This window comes from Arcicella aquatica (genome assembly GCF_034928825.1).
Taxonomy (GTDB): Bacteria; Bacteroidota; Bacteroidia; order Cytophagales; family Spirosomataceae; genus Arcicella; species Arcicella aquatica.
Map to the genome: position 1 here is coordinate 42,416 of NZ_JAYFUL010000006.1, position 16,414 is coordinate 58,829.

Genomic DNA, 16,414 nt, shown 5'->3' on the forward strand with positions numbered 1-16,414 from the left:
AAATAGAAAATATCAAAGCTTCCAGCCTAAAGCCTATCGCCTACAGCCTAAAGCCAAAATCACTTCATTCTAAAAACCGAACGATATTTTTTGTTATCGGGCAATCGACTTTGGCTTTCAGCCTTATACAAAATACTGGTTTTGAAGGTTGGAAAATTATCAGCATTCTTGTTTAGGAAACCTATTAAATCAGCTCTGGCAGAAGATGTTCTGGTGTCAATATTTCGTTTATATTCCATCCAAGTGTTCTGGTCTGGAGCTTTCGTATTGTTGATACCATCAAATTCTGATAGCACTCGTAATCCACCATTGCCCAGCTGTACCACATTCAAAAACAACAGTGCTTCTTCGTATGCAGCCCAAGCTAAATATTGCCTTGAAAGTCGGTAAAGGTCAGCCATGCCAGTCACTAAATTCGGGGTCAAATGGTAATTTTTTAGCATTGTCATAATCTCAATACCGACAATTTGTTGAAGTCTTGCCGTTTCAGCCCACACAAAATATTTGTTAAGCGTTAGCAATAAACGATAAGAACAATCTACCAGCGGTAAAGCATTTGACAATTGCTCTGCTGTACCAAACCAAGACTTTTTGAATGCAATCCCAAAAGCAGAACCCCAGAAGGTTGGGTATTTATTAGGTTCAGCAAAAAGCAATTCCAACACCGTTTCCATTGCCTTTGAAGCATTTTCGATAGTAGCACGCTGCCTTTTTTCTAGTACTCCAATTCTGGCGGGCTTAGTGGTGTCGGTCTCCGTTTCTTGCAAACCATTATCGCCATCATTTCCAATGGCATAAGGTAAATACAAATGATAGGTATAGAACGCCAAAGCACGTTGGATGTATGGCAAAATAAAAGCGTTATTAGCAGATAGCTGAACGCTACCAGTGCCGTTTACTTGGTTATTTAATTCATTGAAATACACCAAGCCTAAGCCTTTTTTTAGGTACTCATCCTCAGCCAATTCGATAAATGGTTGAAGTGATTCAATTTCAAAGCTTGCATTTACAGCCCTTCCAAGGTATTTCCTTAATTCCTCTACGTTACGAATCAGCATCAGAAAAAGCAGTTAAAAAATCCCCCAAACACTAGAATCAAATCATTGAGTAAGCAGTACACCAATGTACCAATTACGGTACTAGCCGCACTCAATACCGAAATATCACCACGGTTCAATTGTACACGAGTACCCATTGATACCACCCCTAAAATAACCAGCTGAAGAACCAGCCAAACAATTTGCCAAAACATAATTATGAAGCGTTAGAAGTTGTTTTCTGCGAACCAGTCGGGTTTTTATCCAAGGTTTGCAGAATGATATTTTTATAAGCAAAAACTACATTATCAGGTAATTCTAGTAGGGGTTTGATGGTACGGTTCAATACACGTAAAATCATCTGACGCTCACGAGGCGTTCTGTACTGCTGTTGAAATTCAGCTGATACACGAAGTTCCGAGCCTGACCCACCCATGATTTTACCATTTGATACGCCAGCCAAGTTTGACAAAACGCCTGAAGCATTGGCAATCGAAAGAATCGTCGTTTCGTAAAGCTTCAGGTATTCGTCGCCTTTAATGCCTTTTGGAATCGGAGCAATCTCAATCCAAGGAATTAAACCATTCGGACCCATTTCGCATTCATCCGCTAAAATTCGGTTAGTGCCTTCACCACCAGACAATAAGCTATCAATGTTTTCCCAGAACTCATTCCGAAAAGCATCTTCACCGCCTTCAAATTCTTCACCGAACTTCCTAAAATATTCGCCAGCTACCCGAACAATATTAGTAGCGTTATACTCCGTATCCAGTCCGTTAGCATGAAAATCCCACAGGCGATTAGCGATTTTAATAATCTTTTCAATCGCCCACCAAGTAGCATAGCTATAATAAAATTGCCCTGACTGTGTACGCTTTACATGAGCGATATACTCACCAATTTTATTTAAATCTGCTCCTGGTAATAGTGCAGGCGTACTGACAACATTCTTAATGGTATTATTCGCCCAGTCGGGACTAGTCAAATAACTTTGCACCCGTCCAAGTTTTAACTCCCTATTCGCTCGCATCAGTAGAGGGTCTAAAGTTGCAAGGCTTGGAATCTTGTCAGTATCAATACTGATATTCACAAAAAGGTTAGCCGTATCCACCACATGGCTCCCTGCTGATTCGTTGTATTCACTCAAATCGTTCTTATCTAAGAAAGCTTTAAGTTTTGGATACTTTGATGGCTCAATAGGCGATAATACGTAAGTGTCACCGTCATAACGTTCCTCAAAAACGCCAATACCAGCCCCAAAAAGAAAGTCCTTACGAGTATCCAGCAAATTGATTAAGTCCGCATTAGACGCCAGCAAATCCATCATTTCAGCAGGCTTCTTGTTATTCTTACCCCACGGATAAATATCAACAGATTGATTCCCAATCTTAACGGTTTTCTTAGTCGCCGTATAGTTTGCCCCACCAGTGTTGGAATCATTCCGATTCGCAACACTGATAGCAGCAGTCTTTTCATCGCCAATGAAGACGGTTTTACCAACTTTATTTATCATAGGTGTACAACTAATTACTAAAATCTGTGGTCAATCGGCTGACCATTAAATGAGATAAGCCCGCAGGCATGAATATCAAAATTCCCAGCATCAGGATGCCACAAGTACCATTTACCAGCTTGGCGGTTTTCATACTTGATAGATGATAAATCCTTTTTAGGTTTACTTACGCCACTAGGCCTACGCTTACAACCCTTCTTTTCACCAAAGCTTCCATCTGCTCTTGTATACACAATATCAAAGGATTCAGGAAAACCATTCCCTTTCCCCGAAAGCTGATATTGGTGATACGCATCTTTGTAATACATTCAATTTCCTCGGTTTTGTGTCACAAAAATGGCATTTCCATCAAAATCATCATAGGACAAAACTATTTACCCCCCAAATCCAACCCAATTCTACTCCACAAAACACCTTACCCACTGACTACCAAAAACTTAAACTCAAAACACCCCCAAAAATTCTATCCCTTTAGTCGATTGAAACGCACGCACTTGAACATTTTGGCGTACGCCAATTTGAAAAAAAAGAATATATGAATCTGTAACTGGGTATGCCAGTTTTCAAATGGGTGTTTACTTGAATACGAAGGGTTTGGATTTTGACGTTGATATCGAAACGTAACGAGCATACTTTCTATAGATAATATAATCGAATGTATCGCTTAAGTGTGTTGCATATTCCTGTGGAATTGGTTTGCTCTCTGAGCTCTTGTCCTTCTCAAAGTTGTCTCCAATGATTGGCGCATCTTGAAGAGACATAACCATTGCTTTAGCAGACCAGCCATTGATTGCAATGGTGGGCACTTTAGTAACAGCCCCTTTTAATATCTCATTAACCACCTTATAGCGTATGTTGTAGGGTGGATAGCTCAATTGTACCTCATCAAATACTAGCCATTTATCCTTACGCAAGGCCTTTTTAATGTCCTCAAAATAAGGCTTTCTATTAGCATCCTTTTTAGACCCTCCATTATCACCATAGATATACACCTTCTTATTACGGTGCTCATTATACTTGATAATAAAATCATTGATAAGCTTATTGACCAGAAGACTGTCTTCAGCTTCCTTCACATACATCGTATCAATACACTTAAATTCAGCCCCAAAATCTTGCCATATAGACACACTCGTAAACTTGGCATTAAAATCAAAGCTTATTTCAAGCCCTCTATTGGGGTCATAATCACCCTTATCATAGTCTAAATAAACGTGCTTATCACCAAAAGCCGAATAAAAAGAGTTCGGATTTCTGGTCCTACGCTTATTCATAATCTCAACCTCAAAACTCAGCGGGTCCAATATCTCTCGCTGGTCCTCAATATAATTCCCGGGCAAAAACATGGCATTATCAAAAGCCGAACCCTGCATATAGTAATACTTATGCGGTTTCTGTTTCGCTAAATCTTCGGTTTTATAAATCCAACGTCCTTCAGGGAGCCAAGGAGCTGAAGTAAAATCAATAATCGCCCAGTGTAACGGATGATTAAAACCTTTCCGCCCTGGTCTAGTATCTGAATAAACATACTTATTGGCACGTACAGTAGGCCGCAAGATTTTGTTAAAATGTTCTTCTTTAATAGTGGCCGATTCATCAATAAAAAGTTGATCCAAATTTGTACCTCTTTTTGCTTGAATCTGACCAACTGATAAAAACTCTACGGTATAACCATTGGCAAAACAGATACAGTTATCATATTTTCTAAGCGGATGGTGTGACTTTTTCCAATGAGTAGGAGGACGCTGGTTCACGACATAACAACCTATGCCAGTTTTAGCGTCATATTCTTCATACCCCCACTGCTTAAACACTTCAGCAGATTGCGAAAGAATTACATCTGATACCTGACGTAAGGTCAAACCCACCAACCCAGCTCTAGCCCTTGGCAATTCACTAGCCGAAAGGGCTATCACATGACACAATAAGTGAGATTTACCAAACCCACGACCACACTGACCAGTGGCACGCCAACCACCAGAAAAACCCCAGCCACGGGTATCCTTCGGGTCTGGCACGTCCGCCAAATTATTCATAAAAGCCTCCAAAAAATCGGCTTGCAAGGGATTAAGGGAAATTTCAGCAACGTTAGACGATTTCATATTCATCCTCCTTTCCCTCATCTGTGCTTGAGTAATTGTTGTTGACCGTCACCCGATTAAACACAATGGTTCGTTTCGGCATCAAATCAGCTGGAGACAATTGCGGTTGGTCGTTGTAAACGTTAGACAGCTTACCAATTTCTTTTACTGTAGAAATCACGGCGTTGGCATCTTTCTCACGAATGGCAATACTCATCGCCAAATACAAGTTTTCAATCAGTATTCGTTTGGTACCTTCCGCATCAATTTCCTCAACACGGCCATACAGCTCCGTCGCTTCCTGAAGTATTCTAGCAGCTTGCGCATACTGACTACCCTCATCCTGCATCATCATCTGTTTGACGTGCTGCGGTGAAAAGCCTTTACATCGCCAGCTAAAGGCTTTACGGTACTTCTCTAGCATTTTCAATTCACTAGGTGTCAATTTACCTCTACCCAATAAGTAATCCTTATACTTATCCAGTTTGTCGGGCGAACGTGGCTCAAGGTCGTTCTCTAAATTTGTTAATTCATTCATAGGTGCATAAAAAAAAAGTCTGTCACAAAACTGTAACAGACTTTTTAAAGTTGGTAGGATAGAAGTTTAATTATCCTCGATATATTTGAAAGTTTCAAAAAAATCTATAGCTAGTAGTCCTGGTGTGGGAATAATTACTTTTTTGATAATTTCAAGTTTTAGAGCGTTTTCTTTTTTCCCTTTTATTTTGTCTAAGTCGGGAAAGGTATCAACTATCAGGTCTTCTAATTTATGCCCACGATGCTCAGTGAACCAAGTCGGCAAATTAATTGTCATCCCATTCATTAGGATAGTTTTAATTAAATTCACATCATCTCTAGTATCAATAATAGGGTCAATTATATCCAGAATAATGTCAGCAATATGTTGAAAATCATCATTCGTAAATTGATTTATATCTTCAAAATTCTCATATTCTAAGTCAAAATCTTGAAGAGTCATTATGTTTTCTTTTACTAAAAGGACACCCAGTAAAATTGGATCGAGAAGATAGTTCTCGATAGCATATCTATATCTTGATTTATTTCCGAATACTAATGTATGTTCTACATTAGTATTGGATTCATCTCTATCAACAATACCCCAAATTAGATTATTTCCAGAGTCCGTCAAAGTTTTTGTAATATGTTTCACTTGTGCACAACCAGTAACAGGCATCCCATGTTTGTTCGTTCTTGAGTCTCCTGCTGATATAAAACTCAAATGAATTTTAGGATTTAATTTATCTTTAAGTATACTATATATTTTATCATAAAAAAGCACATCGTTAGCACTCTCGACAAATACTTGTCTTCTATTTTCATATGAGACAAATAACCCACTAATACCATAGATTAAAGAATTTATGGCATCTTCTCGACTTATTTTTACAGGATAACCAATATCCCTTTTCATGTAATAAATCGACTCCTCTGGTGAAAGAGCCACAGTAGAAGGAGAATGTGTTGTCATTATCACATCAACGCCATTTTTTTTCACTAAAACATTTTGGACTACATCTAAAAACATTTGAGCCATTGAAGGGTGTAAATGTGCATCGGGTTCATCAAACAGAATTAATTCAGGAAATGCACCACCTGATGTAGAGCTATATAAAGTAAATATAAGTGCCATGATAGTTTTTTCTCCAGAAGATAAACTTTCAAAACTTATAATATTGTTATTATCAATATCAACTAGAGTGACATTACCATTAAATTCATTATCACTAGTGAAAGTATATTTAGCAAGATATCTAAAATTAGCAGATTGCAGTATTTCATTAAAAAGTACTAAAGGTGGTTTTTGCCCTTCAACTAACTCTGGGTAATATTTCTTTTTTAATTCAAATTGGTGAAAAAGTAAATCTATGTAGGGAGAAAAAACGCTATTAGAAGTTTCATAAAAAATAATAAAATCATTGAAATTTATATTTAAGGATGTTTTTTTTGTATTATTTTTCAACTTAATAGTTTTTATTATGTCAGAATTAACAACCTTCCTGATGCTGTGATTAGGATATGGATTTGTTATCATTTTAGAAACGAATTGCTCTATTTTATCATTCATATTCAGTGCTTCATGTCCAATGTTTTTAATATCAAGATTTGGGTCTATTGCAAAGTCACTTGCATAAAGAATAGGTATTAATTGTTCCCATTCATTTTGAAAAGATTCGTAAAAGATACTTGGACTAATTTTATTTTCAGGTGGTTCTGTGATGCCAGGTAAGGTTAAAACAATATTATTATAAAATCCCCCAGAATGTTTTTGTATGGAAGTATTAATGATTTCATCCGAATAATTACGACGAGGTAGAGGATTCTCTTTTATACAATTCAATAATTGTGTTTTCCCTGAACCATTTTCTCCCATTAATACCGTGAACTTATTTAATTTAATTTCGGGAGAATCTTTTAAAACCATCCCATTTGATTTTACTGTTAGAATCATTTTGTGAAATTGTTTAAATTTTATACAATGTTGAGAACCTTATTTATTTAGATATTTCTTTTCTAATATTAAATAAAAAAATCCGTTAAAATGCTTTAACGGACTTTTTTATTTCGATATGTTAACTCTCTACTCAAACAAATTAAACCCACCATTCTTATTCTCAATTGCCCCCTTAGCCAGCTCCCTATACTCATCCTCATTCAGTTGCTTCTCATGCGGATTCAAAAGCGTACCTTCCTCAAAGAAATGCCCAAATCCTCTGCCCAGGCGTCTACCTCTTTCAGTATGTTTATCCAAGGCAACATCAGGCACTGGCGGACGTCTGAAGGGATGAGAAAGCCAAGCCCAAATCAACGCCCAATCTACAAGCCTACTCTTTTTTGAACGACTAAGCTTGATAACCGCATGAGTCAAAAACAACCGCTGCGGCTCATTCTTATCATCCTTCTTTTTGGCCTGCTCTCGATACATTTCATACAAAGCCCAAATCTCTGAAGAGATATTTTCCTCTGCCAATCCCACATCTTCGCTACTCATTATACGCAAGCGTTTAAAGCACCATTCCCCATAGCCACTATCAAACAGCTCCACGGCCCAAAACAACGCTTCTTTCTCCAAACCCCTACGGATACACTTCTGTAAAGCCGATATCACCTCGCTACCTTCATAGCCCTTATTCGTAATTATTTTATGCTGACTCATATCATTTTGATGGTTATTACTCCTTGTTCTATATTTACACTTACATCATAGCCTACCTTAAATCCTGCGTCACGTAGGTATTGCCCCGCAATCACTATTTTAGGCACTTTCGTTTCTTTCCAGATGCTTTTAACATATCTGCGTGAAACCTTTATTTTTCTGTTTTTTTCAATTATTTTTGTCCCGTTCATTATTGTAAATTTATTTGCAGTAATCAAAGCCCAAGCTCGTCACTTGGGCTTTTTCTTTTTTAGTCAAATAGCTCCTTGGGAGCTGGAGGCGCAAACAATGGCATATCACTCACACGCTTTTGTTCTGATTTCCGTTTGGTTACTTTTACTTGGTAGTTACCTACAAGCTCCAAAAACACTTTTTGTTCAGCCTTCGTCATTTTTTCAAAGTCTCTTCTTTTTATCATCGTTTCATCATTTTTAAGTGTTTAGAAACTGCTGTATAAGAAAGCTTACCCAGCTCCAACTGCCAGCTAATTTTTAAGCTGAGCGAAAAACTAACCATCCCTTTGCGGAATAATTTCCATGCGAAACGCATTACGCTAGCCATGCGTAATTTCTTTTTTAATCCTAATTTTGTGTCCATTATTGTATTGTTGTTATTGATTTGATACTGTAAATTTCTCCCAGATTATCAAGTTTCAGAAACGCAAAACCTGCTGATATGGCAGTCAGCCGCAGTAAATTTGGCAAGGCTAAAACAGGCTCATTTGCCCATTTTGCAGGATGGTAGGTTCCATTTTGGCAGGCTCGTATTTCCCTCTTTCTTTGGGCTTCGGTGGCTCAACTACCTTGCATTCTTTGTCTTTTACATAGAAGTAACTATCCTCAAATTTTTCGATATGTTCTATCGTTGGTACACCCACTCGGTTTAAATGTGTATTAATTCTATAGCCAAACTTCCAAGTGTAGGCCAGCGAGTCCATACAGCTCACTTCCCCCACACATCCGTGGAGCATCATATTAATGGCCGTCATTTTGGTACAAATTGGGTCAATGTCACTACCAAATTGATAATTGCCCGGAGCATGCGCATGAGCCGATATCAACATTCTTCCTGAGCCACAACAGTTGTCTAATACCCTTTTGCCAAATCCCTGTTCATCTTCGCCAAGGGTCATAAAAGTCATGGCATCTACCAACGCACAAGGTGTAAAGAATTGCCCCAAGGCCGACGACTTCCAATGACTAGAAATCGTTTCGTAGATAGTCCCCAGACCATCATACCAACTTTTATTCCCTCCCAAAACATCATTCATACACATGATGTATTCTTTCAGTAGTTCGTCAAATAAGGCATACTCGCCCTTATATTTTTTCTGCAATTGTTCCGCTCTTTCTTTGTCGCCTGTGGTCAAAAAACAGGCTAGCATATAATCTAGGTTATCGCTAAAAACATCGCTATAGCTACCATTCCGATAGGCGAGTTTATCCATTACCGCCGCAAACTTTTTTAGTTCCTTCGGTACTTCTTGTGCTAAATTCATAATGAGTAAATAAAAAAAGCCACTCGGTCGAGTGGCTCTGGTGGGTTAAAATGGTACGTCGTTGGTTTCGATTGTCGGTTGATAACTATTGGCTTTTATCAGGTGATCGATATAATAATCTTTCACCGCAAAGCTGGTCAATGCTCGCCAGCGTTCTTCCAAAGCCTTCACTTTCTGAGCTGGAGGCGAAACATACGAATTTCGGCGATAGGTTTTGACAAACTCGATTACATCTTCAATTTCAATACCCAACCCAGTAACAGTATTCATTTCCTGTACTTGTGTGTCAAGGTTCAAGCCCGATTTTGAAAACCAACTTTTTGACACATCGCCCAATACATTTTTATCACCCCAACGTTCAAAGTCAGCCTTGGGAAATGGTATCAAAAATTCGTCAATAACGCTGTTTTTATCCATCCATGCCATAGCATCCAATTTGGCATCTTTCCACATTTTGCCAATTTCAAGTGGATTGATAGAATTTTCAAACAAATACACATCCACCAAGTCAGGCGTCATGTATTCATTAATTTCCGTGCTGAGGTAACTAAGATGAGAAATACTGTAGATATTCATTTTCGCACAAATCAATTTATCTAAGGTATTGATGTGCATTTGTCGGCCTATCTGAGTAGCCCATGCATTATAGTCGGCTTCGCTCTTACCCGTTACTTGGATATAGCGTTCCATGTTCTTACGAACCTTCGACTGTTCCTTTACTGCTGCCGTTTGGATGTTCATTATTGAGTTGATTTACAGTTGATTAATTGTTTTTTGATACTGTAAATTTCTCCCAACAGAACGGATAACAGAAAAAAAAATCCTGCTGATATGGCAGGATTAGGCAGTTTTTTTGGCAAGGTTTTTATTAGGTATTAAGAAATTCATTATTAAGTTCCCGGTATACTATATTTCTTAAATCACAAGACTTTTCTGTTCCAATAACTTCACCAAGATGTGTTAAGATATAGTTCAGCTCCCATTTATTTTCTTTAGTATAAAGAAATTGAATTTTAGCTGGTTTTAAGGTTTTTTTTAAAGTTTCAATTTTTGATTTAATTAATAAAATTTTTTCTTTATCTAATGCCGAAACAGCATCATCTAAGTTTTCATATTTGATAAAAAGTTCTATTTTTATATCATCAGATATTGAAAAAATGAATGCTTTCGGACTAGTAGAATGATTAAAGTTTTTAATGAAATTTGCTGCTGCTTCCTTCACATGTTTTTTGAAAATATCAGTCCAGATTTCCGAGACTGAATCTAACATTTTTTCATGAATTTTTGGTAAAAGAGTCTTCAATCCCAAATATGCAACAATATATTTACCAATTGTAATAATTGTGCCTGAATCACTAAAGACCTCACTGTGTATTAATAAAAGTATATTTAATTTCTCACTCTCACTGAGAGGACCAATTACACTAGCACTAATTTCATTAATGGTTATTTTATCTTTTAATACAGTTTCTAACTCACTAGTAGTGGGGGAGAAATCTTTTTTTTCAAAATATTCTTTAATAAGGACAGTACCATCTTCTAAAGTTATTCTTTCTTGCTTATTTGAAAGCTCCTTTTGAGCAATAAGATAGAATTGTCCATCTTCACTCTCTACTACTTCTGCATTGTTCAGTCTAGTATAGGGTGATAAAAAAAACCATTCATGAATGATTATAGGTTTAATTTGTGTGCTACCATTAATATTTTTTGCAATATTTTCTAAAGTATTTTTATTAACACTTTTTCTAGGTGTTTTATCATTAAGAATACTATCATGTGTACTTAATAGAACTATAATATTATTACGTGATGTTTCCATAAAATTGTGCATCTAAAACAATACCCCTAAAACGGCAATCTCAAGCTTTTCTGAAACTCATGAGCCTTGCCCTGATTTTTCCTCAAGGTAATAATTTCTTTCCCAAAAACTTGCTGTAAATACTCAAAATCTTTTTGTTCAGCTTCAATATTTCTAAACTCAGCCAATCCCCCACGGTTCACAAACGTATCTTTCTGAGCAAAGTAAAAGCGTGTATCTTTCCAACCACCTCGGTGGTGATGGGCGTTTAAACACGAAATCCAATAATCTTCGTTACAGATAATCTCTGGGTTATACCAAAGCTTTGAACCTTTCAGTACCCCATGCGCACACCCAGTGAAGTACCCTGAGAGTTGGATAGGATTAAGAGAGTTAAAGGCAATAGGGTTAGGAGCCGAGGAGAAACCAAACAAAAACAACCCTGAATCCTTACAGGCCTGTGCCGTCACCCTGATAATTTCCGAAGCCGTTTCCGCTTCAACCGTAGTTTCTTCACCTTTCTCGGTATAAACTCGTTTCATAGCGCTGATATCATCATCTAGCATAAATACATCCCCAAAATGCTTAATTATCCAGTCACGTTTCAACGCCAAACCTTTAATGGAATCAGGATGAGTAACAATTTCAATATCGGGATTACACGCACGATATAATTTTGCTTGAGATTCCTCTACACACAAAATAGCACCTGCCACAGCACTGGTGGTAAGTACCCTATCAAACCGCTTATGCGAAGGAATTACAATTTTTAAGTCCATCTTTCTATCACATTTTTAGCGTTCAATACATGCGTTGAGCCAACCTTGCTACTCTTATAGCACTTCATCGTATCAATCCCTAGCTTTTCAGCCAAGTGGTTTTCGTCAATCTCATTCGTACAGACAATGACTATCGTCGTGTACTTTTCAGACATTTTTTGCACAATGGGTAATTCGGGTTCATCCTTTACCAAAGCTTCCTTACTATGTGCTTTGTCCAATTCATCCAGATTCAAGCCATATTCGTCCAGCTCCACCACACTAGCAAAGTGTTCAGCCAACAGCTCCCCAACAAAATCACCTTTCAAGGCGTTGGAGATAATGTTGTACTCTTTGTACTCCTGCTCAGTAAGTTTACGGTTGGGTTTGCGTACGTCGGCCAGCTCATCGCCACAGCCACTAGCCATTTTAACAGATTGCCGTTGATGACCAGCAATAATCATATTGTCGAAATCCAGTACTGGTATTTCCACATCGCCAAATTTTTGATAGGACTCACGAAGTTTTTTCTTCGTCTGCGCATTCATCTTTCTAGGATTATGCTCAAAAGGAATCATGTCACGCCAAGCAATCCGCTCAACGTGCCATTCTAGGTGTTGTGTAGTCATTTTTGTTTATTTAATAAATTCTTTTAAACCATGAAGGGCTAATATATGTCCATAAGAACAAATCATATCATCTTTTATTCTCAGCCATGGACTATTAATACAATTATCATTTGTTTCTATCCCAGAAGCATCGCAAAAATTCTTTAATGCACAACCGTAATTATGTGGCGACCTCAAATTTCTCAAGATAGAAAAAACGGCTGACGGGTAGAAAGGTTTCACATCATAATTAATTTCATCAGGAAGTACCATTGAGCCATTAAAGTTATTATTTAGCATAAATGGAGTTCCAATGGTATTTAGTATTTTAATAAATGTTTTGGTATATATTTTATCTGTACTTTCTGTTAGTTCAGAAAAAAAACCTCTATTTAACTTCCTTAACTTTTCTGCTTGGGATAAAATATACTCAAACCATTTTACATTATTTTGAAAATATTCACCATCAAATATTCCCTTAAATGATAAGGAAGTGTTTTGCAAAACCATTTCATAATAATCAATTATAACTTCTGAACCTCCAATACTAAAATAACTAAATTCATATATATCATCTATATTTTGAGGAAGCCAATTTTCTTTTTTCATTCTTTCAATTGATTCAAGAAATAATTTAGCAGGATTGTCATACATTAAAGATGCATCACATAATGCAATTATATAATCAACATTATCAAAATTGGGATAGATAGACTTTATTATCAATTCTACAAGTTTATATGGTACTTCATCAAGTAGAGTTTCTGGAAATCCTTTACGTTGTATTGCGTAAGCCATATATTCCTTGAGATGAAATGTCCCAAAATGGACCTTAATTTTTTCACTTTTAATATCATCAAAAAGATTAACCTCGTACTTGTTTAACTTAACATCTGGAGTTACATCATTACTTTTGATAGTTAGTTCTGAGTGGGTATAGTTTATAAATTTACTGTTTTCAATTTTAATCTGATTATCCCCATAAGTCGCTACAATAATTTCTCTATTAGCTAACAGATTATAATCGTTATTTAATTTTATTTGATTAGGAAATATATAGCCATCTGTTTTATACATTAAGGTTTTATAATGTATAAACTCTTTCATATCAAGAAAAAAGTGATACAATCCAGTAGTCGTAGTTAAACTCTGTAGAAAATGAACATACTCATGTATGAAAGTAGAAGTATATGTACAATCATTAGGGTCTTTAATACTTTTTGCTATATCAATATCAGAAAAGGTATCTATTTTTAATTCAAAACAGTTAGGTTTATAGTATCCGCTCATGTAATTAAATATTTTTATTTATTTTATTGAACCCCTAATTTCAAATTAATCTCACTAAGCTCCTCCTGATAAATCATCAGCTGTTTCCGCCATTCATTCACTTTCTCCTCAGCCTTATGAAACCGCACGTGCTTGGTAGGGTCAGCAATCTTTTTATCCAGCTTACCTATTTGGTCCTTTATTAGCTTTCGTTCCTGTTGTAACCCCATCCGCTTCAACCTGCTTTCTTCGCTCTCAACCTGCTCGGTATCTGTTTGAGAGCTGGTCTCAGCTGGCATACAACCATTACGCTTTAGATAAACTTTCTTATCCCAAATCCTTTCCACCTGATTCCGCAGAGCAATTGCCTGTTGCATCAATCCACCAGCGTTAGTGGCTTTAGCCAAATATGCTGCTACAATTTGATTACTCACTGCTGCTTGCTCATCAGATAACTTCTTAGCCTGTCGGCTCAATTCCGCTTGATATTCATCGTAATTCTTGGATTGTATTTCAGAAGTAAGGGAAACAGGTTGAACAAATAAAGAAGACTTTTCAAAGCCTTCCAATTCTTGCTGGAGCAATACCAACGCATCTTCCGCCCGTTCAAGTTCCTCTTGTGTACAGCGTTTAGCCTTAAATAACTGGCGTTTCAAGTTCAACACCATTTCAGCTTGCAACATACGAGATTCAATATTCATATTGTAATAAGGTATAGGTACGTAATAAGTGCGTAAGCAATTTTCCGAAAGTCCGCTGTTTGAGCGCAGCGAGTTTCGGACTTTCTTGATTTTCTTTTGTTACTTTTCTTGCATCAAGGCAAGAAAAGTAAGGCTAAGCGAAGAGGGAAAAACTCAACCCAGCAAAAATCTACTCAAGCATTTCCAAAAACTCCTCAATAATATTTCTATAATAAAAAACTTGATGGTCAGTAACAGGGTCAAAATTATAATGTTCATTTAGCGGAACATTATTTTCGAGAAGATAAGCAGTAATGGCTTCTTTCAGTGCAGATACCTTTATGCCAGCTCCCGTAAGGTGGTCTAACAAACTATCAAAATGTTCTGGAGCAGGTATCATAAAAGCCGATTGGTCTCTGCGAACAAAGTTTATTTACATACCCCCAGTCACCGTACTTTCAACGGCAAGCCAATCGGCAAGACCTTCCTTGCCGACTGGGGGTTGTAATAAATAGTTTTGTTCGCATGGCAAATATAGACAAAGCCCTTTAAACAAAAAAACCTAACAGGGCTTCCCATTAGGTTTTTTATAGGTTAAATCTTTGGCTCTGGTCGAACATCATCCGCCGTATCCTCAACAGGTTCTTCCTCTTCTAGAGGCACAGGAACTTTATAAGCCAGCTCCAACCGCTCTTTCATTTCCTGCTGTAGTGCTTCAATTTCTTCCGCTCTTTCAGCTTCTTTCAATAGAGCAACATCCTCTTCGCTCATACCCTCATACTGCTTATTAGCTTCTACATGAGCAATAGAATGATTAAGCTGGTTAAAGACATGAGCAAACAAATTGTTAGCATACACCTCTCCATATATTGCTGCTACTGCTTTTTTAGCATTCTCAGTAATATTAATAGCCTTTTTCAAATCAGGTAATTTCATCGCTATCTAAGGAGTTAAAAGGTTCATTGACGAAGAGGGAACGCGGTGGGCGTCCACTTCCTCAATATATTGTTTTACAATGTCAATCTTTCCATCTAACAAAGCCTTTGCTTCATCGTCTGTAAGATTTTTATCCAGGATAATAGTACCCTGCTGACTTTCAAACTTAATCCCATTTTCAGGGCAGTTTATAAGTCGATATTTTTGAAGTGCCATAACTGATGGAAATTAAATTCCCCCTCGCCTTCAGGAGAGGGGGCTAGGGGGTGAGGTTTAAATCAATACAAGAACATAAAGTCTTAAGTCTTAAGTCTTGTGTCTAATGTCTAAAAATCTAAATTAACACTGGTACATTAACAGCCGCCCCCAAAATCGGCGGAGCCATCGCCAAACCATCCTGGTCCATCTTAATGGTAAACTCACGTTTATCCGACCCTTTTAAGCCCGTCGTATGCGATTCCTTCAAGGCAAAACCATCTTCACTATGGCTATACACCACCATGTTTTTATCACCATGCTTTACAATCAACACAAAGCGCATGTTCAAAAACTTCCTCAACGCCAACCATTGCGTACTATTATAACCACTAATTTTAGCTTCAGCCATGTGTTTGTATGACTCATGACCCGATTCCCCTTCCTTGGCATAATCAGCTTTGGCAGTATTATCGGTAAACTCTATCTCAGCAAAAGCTTTACCCACCTTCAGCGGAATAGGTGTTATAATAGCTCCTGTAGTGGTATCAACATCTGCTTCCTCTGGCCATGCCCTTGAAAAATCTTCAGTAGCACATACCAGCCACTTTTTGTTTCCACCCGGGTTCACCTTATTACAAGGCGATTTAGGTACCGTCGTTAGCGACACACAAAAAAACATTTCAGCAGGAAGCACCGACCCCGTCACCTGACCAAGGGCAGATGTCACAGCACCCACCGCCAATAAGCCTTGGAAAACATTCCCAGTTTCCAAAACACTTGCTCCCAGCACCAAGCCAGCAAGCAAGAAAATAAATGAGACAACTAAATTTTTCATTGATTTTTGTTTTTAATGCTTTAGGCTG

At 37.4% G+C, this 16,414-nt stretch carries 22 protein-coding genes; all 22 read right to left on the reverse strand.

From position 1 onward, the window contains the following. Window positions 1–59: 59 nt before the first annotated feature. Window positions 60–1,058 carry a DUF6712 family protein gene (locus tag VB264_RS05200; RefSeq protein WP_323247373.1) on the reverse strand — a complete coding sequence of 333 codons (999 nt, stop codon included), beginning with the start codon at window positions 1,056–1,058 and terminating at the stop codon, window positions 60–62. Next, on the reverse strand, window positions 1,058–1,252 hold the full coding sequence (locus VB264_RS05205) for a hypothetical protein (RefSeq protein ID WP_323247374.1): 195 nt from the start codon (window positions 1,250–1,252) through the stop codon (window positions 1,058–1,060). Before VB264_RS05205 ends, VB264_RS05200 begins: the two co-directional genes overlap by 1 nt. A gap of 2 nt (window positions 1,253–1,254) precedes the next feature. Further along, a complete protein-coding gene (locus tag VB264_RS05210) occupies window positions 1,255–2,550 on the reverse strand; it encodes a hypothetical protein (protein ID WP_323247376.1) in 1,296 nt (431 codons plus the stop codon). 17 nt (window positions 2,551–2,567) lie between these two features. Next, the gene (locus VB264_RS05215; RefSeq protein ID WP_323247378.1) at window positions 2,568–2,858 is read right to left on the reverse strand and encodes a hypothetical protein; all 291 of its coding nucleotides are present in this window, start codon (window positions 2,856–2,858) and stop codon (window positions 2,568–2,570) included. Between the two features lie 267 nt (window positions 2,859–3,125). Then, a complete protein-coding gene (locus VB264_RS05220) occupies window positions 3,126–4,652 on the reverse strand; it encodes a hypothetical protein (protein ID WP_323247380.1) in 1,527 nt (508 codons plus the stop codon). Next, the gene (locus tag VB264_RS05225; RefSeq protein ID WP_323247382.1) at window positions 4,639–5,169 is read right to left on the reverse strand and encodes a hypothetical protein; all 531 of its coding nucleotides are present in this window, start codon (window positions 5,167–5,169) and stop codon (window positions 4,639–4,641) included. The genes VB264_RS05220 and VB264_RS05225 overlap by 14 nt, the downstream gene beginning before the upstream one ends. 66 nt (window positions 5,170–5,235) lie before the next feature. Continuing rightward, window positions 5,236–7,101, reverse strand: coding sequence for an AAA family ATPase (locus VB264_RS05230; RefSeq protein ID WP_323247385.1), 1,866 nt, complete (start codon window positions 7,099–7,101; stop codon window positions 5,236–5,238). A 129-nt stretch (window positions 7,102–7,230) separates the two neighbouring features. Further along, the gene (locus tag VB264_RS05235; RefSeq protein ID WP_323247387.1) at window positions 7,231–7,806 is read right to left on the reverse strand and encodes an AAA family ATPase; all 576 of its coding nucleotides are present in this window, start codon (window positions 7,804–7,806) and stop codon (window positions 7,231–7,233) included. Continuing rightward, on the reverse strand, window positions 7,803–7,997 hold the full coding sequence (locus VB264_RS05240; protein WP_323247388.1) for a SymE family type I addiction module toxin: 195 nt from the start codon (window positions 7,995–7,997) through the stop codon (window positions 7,803–7,805). The genes VB264_RS05235 and VB264_RS05240 overlap by 4 nt, the downstream gene beginning before the upstream one ends. Before the next feature lie 59 nt (window positions 7,998–8,056). Next, the gene (locus tag VB264_RS05245; protein ID WP_323247389.1) at window positions 8,057–8,224 is read right to left on the reverse strand and encodes a hypothetical protein; all 168 of its coding nucleotides are present in this window, start codon (window positions 8,222–8,224) and stop codon (window positions 8,057–8,059) included. Further along, a complete protein-coding gene (locus tag VB264_RS05250) occupies window positions 8,221–8,403 on the reverse strand; it encodes a hypothetical protein (RefSeq protein WP_323247390.1) in 183 nt (60 codons plus the stop codon). The genes VB264_RS05245 and VB264_RS05250 overlap by 4 nt, the downstream gene beginning before the upstream one ends. A 109-nt stretch (window positions 8,404–8,512) precedes the next feature. Beyond that, on the reverse strand, window positions 8,513–9,304 hold the full coding sequence (locus tag VB264_RS05255) for an N-6 DNA methylase (protein WP_323247391.1): 792 nt from the start codon (window positions 9,302–9,304) through the stop codon (window positions 8,513–8,515). Between the two features lie 45 nt (window positions 9,305–9,349). Beyond that, complete coding sequence (locus VB264_RS05260) at window positions 9,350–10,045, reverse strand: hypothetical protein (protein WP_323247392.1); 696 nt, start codon at window positions 10,043–10,045, stop codon at window positions 9,350–9,352. Between the two features lie 127 nt (window positions 10,046–10,172). Further along, on the reverse strand, window positions 10,173–11,123 hold the full coding sequence (locus tag VB264_RS05265) for a hypothetical protein (RefSeq protein ID WP_323247393.1): 951 nt from the start codon (window positions 11,121–11,123) through the stop codon (window positions 10,173–10,175). A gap of 26 nt (window positions 11,124–11,149) precedes the next feature. After that, window positions 11,150–11,881: a GREB1-related protein gene (locus VB264_RS05270; RefSeq protein WP_323247395.1), complete on the reverse strand. Its 732-nt coding sequence runs from the start codon at window positions 11,879–11,881 to the stop codon at window positions 11,150–11,152. After that, window positions 11,872–12,489, reverse strand: a complete 618-nt coding sequence (locus VB264_RS05275) for a ParB N-terminal domain-containing protein (protein ID WP_323247397.1) — start codon at window positions 12,487–12,489, stop codon at window positions 11,872–11,874. The genes VB264_RS05270 and VB264_RS05275 overlap by 10 nt, the downstream gene beginning before the upstream one ends. A 6-nt stretch (window positions 12,490–12,495) precedes the next feature. Further along, on the reverse strand, window positions 12,496–13,758 hold the full coding sequence (locus VB264_RS05280) for a hypothetical protein (protein ID WP_323247398.1): 1,263 nt from the start codon (window positions 13,756–13,758) through the stop codon (window positions 12,496–12,498). Window positions 13,759–13,781: 23 nt separating this feature from the next. Beyond that, window positions 13,782–14,438 (reverse strand): hypothetical protein, encoded by a 657-nt coding sequence (locus tag VB264_RS05285; RefSeq protein WP_323247400.1) that lies wholly within the window; start codon window positions 14,436–14,438, stop codon window positions 13,782–13,784. A gap of 169 nt (window positions 14,439–14,607) precedes the next feature. Further along, window positions 14,608–14,817: a hypothetical protein gene (locus tag VB264_RS05290; protein ID WP_323247402.1), complete on the reverse strand. Its 210-nt coding sequence runs from the start codon at window positions 14,815–14,817 to the stop codon at window positions 14,608–14,610. 194 nt (window positions 14,818–15,011) lie between these two features. Beyond that, window positions 15,012–15,353 (reverse strand): hypothetical protein, encoded by a 342-nt coding sequence (locus VB264_RS05295; protein ID WP_323247404.1) that lies wholly within the window; start codon window positions 15,351–15,353, stop codon window positions 15,012–15,014. Window positions 15,354–15,359: 6 nt separating this feature from the next. Then, complete coding sequence (locus VB264_RS05300; RefSeq protein WP_323247406.1) at window positions 15,360–15,569, reverse strand: hypothetical protein; 210 nt, start codon at window positions 15,567–15,569, stop codon at window positions 15,360–15,362. A gap of 118 nt (window positions 15,570–15,687) precedes the next feature. Continuing rightward, window positions 15,688–16,386: a hypothetical protein gene (locus VB264_RS05305; protein WP_323247408.1), complete on the reverse strand. Its 699-nt coding sequence runs from the start codon at window positions 16,384–16,386 to the stop codon at window positions 15,688–15,690. Between the last annotated feature and the right edge of the window lie 28 nt (window positions 16,387–16,414).